The following is a 9,287-nucleotide window of genomic DNA, read 5'->3' on the forward strand; positions in this document are numbered from 1 at the left end:
CGGCCGAGGCCGCTCCTACAAAAGTGATTAGTGCGGAATGGCAGTCAGTTCATCCAGGCCGAGCGCCCGGTTGAGGTTCTGCAGCGCCTGCGTCGCCGCGCCCTTGAGCAGGTTGTCGATGGTCGCCACCAGCACCACGCGCTTGTTGCCCGGCGCCATGGTGAACCCGCCCACCTGCACGCCGTGACTGCCGGCAATACGGCTGACCCAGGGTGCTTCATCAACCACGTCGATCAACGGCTCGTCGGCATAGCGCTGCTGATACAGCGCCATCACCTCTTCGCGCTTGAGCGGCTGCTGCAGCCACAGGTTGACGGTCATGGTGATGCCGCGGAAATGCGGCGCTACGTGCGGCATGAACTCCACCGGCACGCCAAGCTGGGTGGACACCTCACGCTCGTGTACATGGTTGGTGAGCGCGTAGGGCATCAGGTTGTCGCGCAGCAACTCCTGGTTGTTCTTGTCCGACGGCGTGGTGCCCGCACCGGACCAGCCCGACACACCAAAACACACCGGCGGCCCGGCCAGCTGCGACAGCAGCGGCGCGATGGCCAGCTGCATCGCAGTGGCGTAGCAGCCCGGGTTGCTGATGCGCTTCTGTCCGTCATAACGGTTGCGGGTCAGCTCGGGCAAGCCGTAATACCAGCTATTTTCAAAGCGGTAATCGGCCGAAAGATCGACGATGACCGTGTCCGGCTTCACCGCATCCAGTGCAGCCACATAAGGCTCGGCCTTGCCATTGGGCAGCGCCAGCACCACCGCATCCACGCCCTTGGCGGCCACGGCGTCGGCATCCAGGCTTTCGTAGCGCAGTTCGCCGTTGTAGGCGTCATTGTGGTCGGCCACACGCTGGCCAGCCAGCTCGCGCGAGGACACGAAGGCCAGCTCCATGTTCGGATGGTTGGCCACCAGTTTGATCAGCTCAGTGCCGGTATAGCCGCGGGCACCGACGATGCCCAGGGAGAACTTCTTGTCAGTCATGAATGCGATTCCAGGAGGAACTGCAGGTGGGCTTTCACCGCCGGCCATTCCGTATCGATGATGGAGAACACAACGGTATCGCGGCGTGAGCCGTCGGCGTGGCGTTTATGGCTGCGCAGCACGCCATCCTGCTTTGCGCCAAGGCGCGCGATGGCCTTGCGCGAGGGCTGGTTGAACCAGCTGGTCTCGAACCCGACGCTGATGCAACCCAGGGTTTCAAAGGCATGCTGCAGCAACAGCCACTTGGCCTCGGTGTTGAGGCCGGTGCGTTGCACACGCGGGTTGTACCAGGTGTAGCCGATGTTCAGCCGCGGCACGTCCGCTTCCAACGCGTAGAAGCGCGTGCTTCCGACCACCTCACCCCGTGCATCCTTCACCACGAAGGCAAGCACCTTGCCCTGGGCCTGCACGTCCAGCGCGGCGCCGACGTAACGCTCCACGTCTTCCGGTGCCGGCACATTGGTGTACCAGCAGCGCGAAAGTTCGCCGTCGCCCAGCGCCAACCGCAGGGCCGGCACATGCGCCGGCAACAGCGGTTCCAGGCAGACATGCCGGCCTTTCAGTTCCGGCACCGTGTTCCATGCGTTGGTGGCGACATTGTTCATTGTTTCAATCCTGCAGGCTGGGTTTGCGTTCGCCGCAATGTTTCACGTAACCCTTGATGCTGTCGAAATCATTGGCGCCAAACCAGAACACCTTCCAGTGGCCCTGTTTGTAGCAGCCATCGGATTCGGCGTAATAGAAGTGGTTGACCGGGTTGCCATTGCGCGAACGCCAGAACAGCTGCGGGGTTTCTTCCAGCATCACGTTCCACACCGCGCGCCCCAGGCCTTCGCCCTGCGCATCGTCCAGCACCGCGAACTTGTCCAGGTACACGCCTTCGGCTTCGTTGGTGAGGATCACCGCGGTGCGGTAGTTCTCGCTGACATAGGCACGCAGCAGCTTGGTCTTTTCAAAATAATCCGGCACCAGCGTGCGGCCGAAGCTGGATTCGATCAGCGTCTTCAGCCGCGCCGTGTCCAGCTCGTTCCATGATGTTGCCTTCAGCACCTTCTCGCCACGACGCACCAGCGTGCCCGAGCCCTTGTGCGTGAACAGCTCCTTGGCCAGGTCGGCCGGGCGCGTGATCGACACCGAGGATTCCTCGGGCAGCCGGTCCAGCAGGTCCTTGATCTGCTCAATCTTGACCCGCATGCCGCCGTGGATCCACGGCTGCGCCATCAGCTGGTCGTACTCGGTGGACAGGTTGATGGAGGAGATCAACGTGCCCTCCTCGTCCAGCAGGCCGCCGGTGCCGGTGAGGAAAATGATCTTGTAGGGCTGCAGCTCCTGCACCAGTTCGTTGGCGGCGAAGTCGGCGTTGACGTTGAGGATCTGCCCGCTCGGGGTTTCGCCCAGGCTGGTGATCACCGGAATCGAGCCGGCGCGCAGGCTGGCCTCGATCGGGGCCAGGTTGACCTTGTTCACCTCGCCGACCAGGCCGTAGGTGTCCTGGTTCAGGTACTGTGCCTCGAACACGCCGCCGGTGATCGAGGTCGCACGCGCACCGTTCTGCTGCAGCGCTTCAACCAGTTTCAGGTTGGACTGCTGGAACACCTTGCGCACGATGGCCAGGGCCTCGGGCGTGGTCACGCGCAGACCGTTGATGGTCTGCTTCTCGATGCCCGCCGCCGACAGTTCCGCGTCCAGCTGCGGGCCGGCGCCGTGCAGCACGATCGGGGTCAGGCCCACTTCCTGCAGGAACGACAGCGACGAGGTCAGCGCCTCCAGATCATCACGCAGCACCGCGCCGCCCACTTTGACCACGGCAAAGCGCTTGGCATCAAGCTGCGAAAAACGCTTGAGGTACTGACTGATTTCCTTCGCACTGGCCATGCTCGAAAGCAGGCGGACAATGGTCTGGCGGGTCTGGCGATGGGGTTGCATGGCTGGGGACATTGCTTGCGTCTACAAGGCGACCGCAACGGTCGCGGGGGAGAAGCCGGCGGCAGGCCGCCGGGCCACTGCGGCTCAGGCGCCGCGTTGCAGGATGCTGTGCACCGACTCGGCGTAACGCTGCAACTGCTCCAGCGTCACGAACTCATCGGCCGTGTGGGCCTGGGCAATATCGCCCGGGCCGTAAACCATGGTGGTGTAGCCACCGGCCGAGAACAGCGACGCCTCGGTCCAGAAATCAACGGCATTGCCAATGGGCAGGCCCAGTTCGTCGGCAACGTCACGCGCGGCCAGACGGCGCTCTTCGGCGCGTGCGATATCCCCCGACGGCAAACTCGGGCCACGGAAAGTCTCTTCAAAATGCGCAGCCTGCGGCTCGGCGAAACCCGCGAAGGTAGCCAGCAGCGCATCGATGTCCATCGACGGCAGCGGACGGAAACCAAAGCGCAGCTCGGCTTCCGGCGCAATCATGTTGGCCTTGATGCCACCTTCGACGCGGCCGATGTTGAAACGCAGGCCGGTCAACCCGCCAAAGCGCGCATGCGCCAGCGATTCGACATGGTTCAGCGCCTTTCCGCCCCAGCGCATTGCCTGGTGCAGCGCACTGGCCGAAGGATCCTGCTTGCCCGATGCATGACCGGCGCGGCCCTGGAACTTCATCAACACCGAGCTGATGCCACGGTGTGCAAGCACCGCCTCGCTCATGGTCGGCTCGGCGACGATCACCGCTTCATATGGAATGCCACGCGCCAGGAACGCGGCGATGCAACGCGGATCATTGGCTTCTTCGTCGCTGGAAAACAGGAAGGCCGCGTCGCCCTCGGTGAGATTGGCAGCCGCCACCAACGCCGCCGCCGCGCCCTTGATATCGCAGACGCCGAGGCCGACTACACGGTCGTCCAGGCGACGCATCACATGCGGATCAGCACTCCAGTGCGGGGAATCCGGCACGGTATCCAGGTGCACATTGAACAGGAAACGGGGATTGCCGCGCACCGCATAAAAACTGACCGCACCGGCACCGTGGTCGATCACCTCAACGTTGAAGCCCGGCAGGTTGTCGCGCAGGTAATCGAAGATGCCGCCGGTGGTGATGGCACGCGGCGGATTGCGGGTGTCGAAGGACACCAGCTTTTCCAGGTGATCGAGCGTGGATTGGAGCAGGTTGGTCATGGTGGGCAGCAGGTCGGCAGATCAGTGATCGGAAGGCTTCCCTTCTCCCGCATGCGGGGGAAGGTGCCCGAAGGGCGGATGGGGGAGTTTTTGACTTGCTGGCTTTGCTTTGAAAGCAGAACAACAGCAGAAGCAAAAGCCCCTCACCCCAACCTCTCTCCCGTAAACGGGAGAGGGGCTTTAAGCGCATAGCTCGGGCATTACATTCCTTCTCCCGCGTGCGGGGGAAGGTGCCCGAAGGGCGGATGGGGGAGCTTTTGACTTGCTGGGTTTGCTTTGAGAGCAATACCAAAAGCAGAAGCAAAAGCTGCCCTCACCCCCCCCCTCTCCCGTGAACGAGAGGGGGGCTTCAAGCGGCGAGCGTCGTGTGCTTAGCGGTTCACCTGCGCATACAGCGTGGAGCTCATGCCAAACAGCTTGATGAAGCCTTCGGCTTCTTCCACGCCCCAGTCGGCCGACTGCGCATAGGTCGCGCCCTTGGCGTTGAGGATGTGCTCCGAGCGCACCGCCACCGCATCAACGCGGCCGCCGCGGGTTTCCAGCACCACTTCGCCGGTCACCTTGGCCTGCGAGGCCTTCAGGAAAGCCTCGATGTCGGTCTTCAACGGGTCGTGGTAGAAACCTTCGTACACCAGCTCCACCCACTTGCGGGCGACTTCCGGCTTGAAGCGGTTCTGCTGCTTGGTCAGCACGGTGTCTTCCAGCGCGCGGTGCGCGGCCAGCAGCGAGACCAGGCCCGGCGCTTCAAACACAATGCGGCCCTTCAGGCCGATCACGGTGTCGCCGGTGTAAACACCGCGGCCCACGCCGTACTGCGCAAACAAGGTATTGAGCTTGGCCAGGATCTGCTCACCCGGCAGTTCCTTGCCGTCCAGCGCGACGGCTTCGCCTTCGACGAACTTCAGGGTCACGGTCAGCGGCTCCACCGGCCACGCGCTGCGCGGTGCGCACCAGCCGCGTGCGCCCTCGCCCGGGGCTTCCCACTTGTCGATCTCGCCGCCGGACATGGTCAGGCCCAGCAGGTTCTCGTTGATGGTGTAGGCCTGCTGCTTGGCACGCACGCCGAAGCCGCGCGCTTCCAGGTACTTCTGCTCGTAAGCGCGGGTCTGGGTGTGTTCCTTCTGGATTTCACGGATCGGCGCGACGATGACGTAATCGCCCTGCGCCTTCACTGCCAGATCGAAACGCACCTGGTCGTTGCCCATGCCGGTGCAGCCGTGGGCGATGATGTTGGTGCCCAGCTCGGCAGCGCGCTTGAGTGCGGCGTCCACGATCAGATAGCGGTCGGACACCAGCAGCGGGTACTGGCCCTGGTAACCCTCGCCGGCCCACACGAACGGCTTGACGAAGCCTTCCCAGATCGCCGGGCCGCCATCGACGGTGACGTGACTGGTGACGCCCAGCTCGGCCGCGCGCTTCTCGATGAAGTCACGTTCTTCGGCATCTACGCCGCCGGTGTCGGCAAACACGGTGTGCACGTTGTAACCGCGCTCCTGCAGGTACGGCACGCAGAAGCTGGTGTCGAGGCCGCCGGAGAAGGCGAGGACGATGTCCTTGGAGCCGGGATTGGAGAGTTGGGATTCGGGATTGGTTGAAGCGTTCTGCTGCGACATTGGGGGGTATCTCTCAGTTGAAGTTGGTCGGTGGAGCTGGATCCGCCTTTGCGAATCCCCAATCACCACTCACGAATTCCGGCCGCCAGCCAGCGCCGCCATGATTGCCTTCTGCACATGCAGGCGATTCTCCGCCTCATTGATGGCAATACACTGCGGCGAATCCATCACGCCGTCGGTGGCCTTGACGTTGCGACGCAGCGGCAGGCAGTGGCTGAACACGCCGTTGTTGGTCAGCGCCATCTTGGCCTCGTCCACCATGAAGTGCTTGTACTGGTCGCGGATCGGCTTTTCCGGCTCCCAGTTGCCGAAGAACGGCAGCGCGCCCCAGCTCTTGGCGTAGACCACATCGGCGCCGGCGTAGGCGCTGGCGATGTCATGGCTGACCTGCAACGAACCGCCGCTTTCGGCCACGTTCTGCTCGGCCCAGCCCATGTAGCGCTCGTCCAGGATGTAGTCCGGGGTCGGGCACAACAGGGTCACGTCCATGCCCATGCGGGTAGCGATGGTCAGCGCCGAGTTGGCCACGGCGGTGTTCAACGGCTTGGGGTGGTAGGTCCAGGTCAGCACGTACTTCTTGCCGCGCAGGTCGGTGGTGCCGAAATGCTCCTGCAGCGCCAGGATGTGGGCCAGCTCCTGGCAGGGGTGGGTGATGGTCTCCATGTTGATGACCGGCACCGGCGAATACTTGGCAAAGCTCTTGAGCACGATGTCCTGGCGGTCGTAGGCCCAGTCCACGAACTTCGGGAAGGCGCGCACGCCGATCAGGTCCACGTAGCGGCCCAGCACCTTGGCCACCTCGGCGATGTGTTCTTCGGTATCGCCGTCCATCACCGTCCCGAGGTTGAACTCGATCGGCCACGCATCCTTGCCCGGCTGCAGCACCACCGCATGCCCACCCAGCTGGAAGGCGCCCAGCTCGAAGCTGGTGCGGGTGCGCATGGAGGGATTGAAGAACACCAGGGCGATCGACTTGCCCTTGAGGTCATCGCCCAGCTTGTTTTGCTTGAACAGCGTTGCCTGGGTGAGCAGCGCGTCGAGGTCGCCACGGCTCCAGTCCTGGGTGTTCAAGAAGTGCTTCAGAGACATCAATCCATCCTTTGCTGCGGAATGTCGCCGTTGCCGGCGGCCGGATGCGCCAAGGCGCGACTCATTGCGTTTGAAACTTTTGCCAAACCAAAAACGAAAAAACCCAGCCTGGGCTGGGTTTTCTGAACAGACAGCACGAAGCTCCGGTCACCCAGCGAATATGTGGGATTCCGGTCGGCGGGCACGCGACGTCATGCCGGAGGCCATCCGGGCGGTGCTGGTTTCGTGCTGGAAGCTGTTGGCTTTCATCGTCGCGCATACTCGCACGCACCCTTCCGGGGCGCAAGTGTCGCAGCGCAACATCATGGAACGGCCGACGCTGCGTCGAACGATTGGCCGATATCCGGGGTGATCGACACCCGCAATTTCAAACGGTTACCCGGGTCTTCCGGCAACCGCGAGCGGAACTTGATGCCCTTGTAGACATAGTCCACGTCATAGGCGATGGGCCGGCGGAACTCGCGGCCCACCTCCACCACCTTGCACTCGGGCGTCAACATGGCCGAGCCACCGGAGGCATGCCGGGGCTGCGCGTCTTCGGCGTTGGCCACCTCTTCCTCCGCTTCCTCGCGGCTGAAGATGCCCTTGACCGAATCCCAGAAGCGCCGCATGCCGCCGCGGGACTCGGTGTTCTCGCCCTTTACCTGCACAGGCGCCAGCGTCCGTGTGGAGACGGGTTCGCAGTGTTCCTCGGTGCGCGTGGCGCGCAGCGTCTGGAACACCGGCTCGACATTGAGCACCTGCGCATAATCGAAGCGGACGTTCTCCACGATCACCACCCGGTTGCGCAGGTCGCTCTCCTGGGCCACCACAAGCCCGGGGGCCAAGGCACACAGGCAAAGCGTCGATAGCAGCAGGGTTGGTTTCATCAAGTTCAGCAGCACGATGCGGGAGCGGATGGTGGCCAATAGTGTAGGCAGCGCCGCGGCCATGGGCCTGAACCTTACCCGTCCATCCGCATCCTGCCCAGCCCGGAGATGCCCCGCCTGCCCCGGGCCGCTAGAATTGTCAGGTTCGCTTACCCCCGGATTGCCATGACCCTGCGCCTGCACAACAACCTGACGCGGCAGCTGGAGCCGTTTGCTCCGCTCGACCCCGCCGCCCCCACCATGTACGTGTGCGGCCCCACGGTCTACAACTACGTCCACATCGGCAATGCCCGGGGCCCGGTGGTCTTCGGCGTGCTGGCCGACCTGCTGCGGCGGCGTTACGGCGCGCTGCGCTACGCCCGCAACATCACCGACGTTGACGACAAGATCAACGCCGCCGCCAAGGACCAGGGCGTGCCGATTTCGGCCATCACCGGCCGTTTCGCCGCCGCCTACCGCGAGGACATGGCCGCGCTGGGCGTGGTGCCGCCGGATATCGAGCCGGAAGCCACCGCGCACATCCCGCACATCATCGCCATGATCGAAGACCTGATCGCCAGCGGCCACGCCTACGCGGCCGAGGGCCACGTCCTGTTTTCGGTGAACAGCTTCAAGGGCTACGGCAAGCTCTCACGCCGCGACCCGGAGGAAATGCTGGCCGGCGCACGTGTCGAAGTGGCGCCGTACAAGCGCGATGCCGGTGACTTCGTGCTGTGGAAGCCCTCCACCGACGACCTGCCCGGCTGGGACTCGCCGTGGGGTGTGGGCCGCCCGGGTTGGCATATCGAGTGCTCGGCGATGGCCGCCGCGCACCTGGGGCCGACCATCGACATCCATGCCGGCGGCGTGGACCTGCAGTTCCCACACCACGAAAACGAGATCGCCCAGAGCGAATGCGCCCACGGCGGCAAGACCTTTGCCCGTTTCTGGCTGCACAACGGCATGCTCAACTTCGGCGGCGCCAAGATGAGCAAGTCGCTGGGCAACATCGAGCGCGTGCACGACCTGGTCCGCCAGCACCCGCCGGAGGCGCTGCGCTACGCACTGCTGTCAGCCCATTACCGGCAGCCGCTGGACTGGTCGGACAACCTGATCGAGCAATCCGTCCGCACCCTGGACCGGCTGTACGGCACGCTGCGTGACCTGGTGGATATCGACGCCACAGCCGAAATCCCCGCAGCAGTGGAAGCCGCGCTGGACGACGACCTCAATACGCCGCTGGCGCTGGCCGAAGTAGCCCGCCTTGCCGGCGAAGCACGCAAGGCCGAGAGCATCGAAGACAAAACCCGCCTGAAGCGCGAGCTGCTTGGTGCCGGCCTGGCGCTGGGGCTGCTGCAGCAGGCGCCGGCCGCATGGTTCAGCCGCGGCGCCGAGGCGGGCGACGATGCCCGCATCCAGGCCTTGATCGACGAGCGTATCGCCGCCAAGAAGAACCGCGACTTCGCCCGCGCCGATGCCATCCGCGACCAGTTGGCTGCCGAGAACATCGTGCTGGAAGACACCGCGCAGGGCGTGCGCTGGAAGCGGGGGTAAAGCCCCCCCCCTCACCCCACCCCCCCCCCCCCCCCCCCCCCGGCGCCGCGCGCCGACGCCCCAGGCTAAGCGCGCAAAAATTAAAATCGAGCAA

General features: G+C 64.2%; 8 protein-coding genes. 1 reads left to right on the forward strand and 7 read right to left on the reverse strand.

Annotated elements, in window-relative coordinates:
• Positions 1-27 precede the first annotated feature (27 nt).
• The 7 genes from argC to ACVOLO_RS16525 form a co-directional block, all read right to left on the reverse strand.
• The gene (gene argC, locus ACVOLO_RS16495; RefSeq protein ID WP_481571402.1) at positions 28-981 is read right to left on the reverse strand and encodes an N-acetyl-gamma-glutamyl-phosphate reductase; all 954 of its coding nucleotides are present in this window, start codon (positions 979-981) and stop codon (positions 28-30) included.
• Entirely contained in the window at positions 978-1,586 is a 609-nt protein-coding gene (locus tag ACVOLO_RS16500; RefSeq protein WP_481571403.1) for a GNAT family N-acetyltransferase, read from the reverse strand. Before ACVOLO_RS16500 ends, argC begins: the two co-directional genes overlap by 4 nt.
• Before the next feature lie 4 nt (positions 1,587-1,590).
• The gene (locus ACVOLO_RS16505) at positions 1,591-2,919 is read right to left on the reverse strand and encodes an acetylglutamate kinase (RefSeq protein WP_481571404.1); all 1,329 of its coding nucleotides are present in this window, start codon (positions 2,917-2,919) and stop codon (positions 1,591-1,593) included.
• Between the two features lie 72 nt (positions 2,920-2,991).
• Entirely contained in the window at positions 2,992-4,089 is a 1,098-nt protein-coding gene (locus ACVOLO_RS16510; RefSeq protein ID WP_481571405.1) for an acetylornithine deacetylase, read from the reverse strand.
• Positions 4,090-4,460: 371 nt separating this feature from the next.
• Positions 4,461-5,702 carry an argininosuccinate synthase gene (locus ACVOLO_RS16515; RefSeq protein WP_481571406.1) on the reverse strand — a complete coding sequence of 414 codons (1,242 nt, stop codon included), beginning with the start codon at positions 5,700-5,702 and terminating at the stop codon, positions 4,461-4,463.
• 69 nt (positions 5,703-5,771) lie between these two features.
• On the reverse strand, positions 5,772-6,791 hold the full coding sequence (locus tag ACVOLO_RS16520) for an N-acetylornithine carbamoyltransferase (RefSeq protein ID WP_481571407.1): 1,020 nt from the start codon (positions 6,789-6,791) through the stop codon (positions 5,772-5,774).
• Between the two features lie 302 nt (positions 6,792-7,093).
• The gene (locus ACVOLO_RS16525) at positions 7,094-7,660 is read right to left on the reverse strand and encodes a hypothetical protein (protein ID WP_481571408.1); all 567 of its coding nucleotides are present in this window, start codon (positions 7,658-7,660) and stop codon (positions 7,094-7,096) included.
• A 165-nt stretch (positions 7,661-7,825) separates the two neighbouring features.
• On the opposite strand from ACVOLO_RS16525, the gene cysS reads away from it, so the two are divergent.
• On the forward strand, positions 7,826-9,193 hold the full coding sequence (gene cysS / locus ACVOLO_RS16530; protein WP_481571409.1) for a cysteine--tRNA ligase: 1,368 nt from the start codon (positions 7,826-7,828) through the stop codon (positions 9,191-9,193).
• Positions 9,194-9,287 lie beyond the last annotated feature (94 nt).

The sequence above is a fragment of the Stenotrophomonas sp. STEN056 genome (assembly GCF_056759635.1).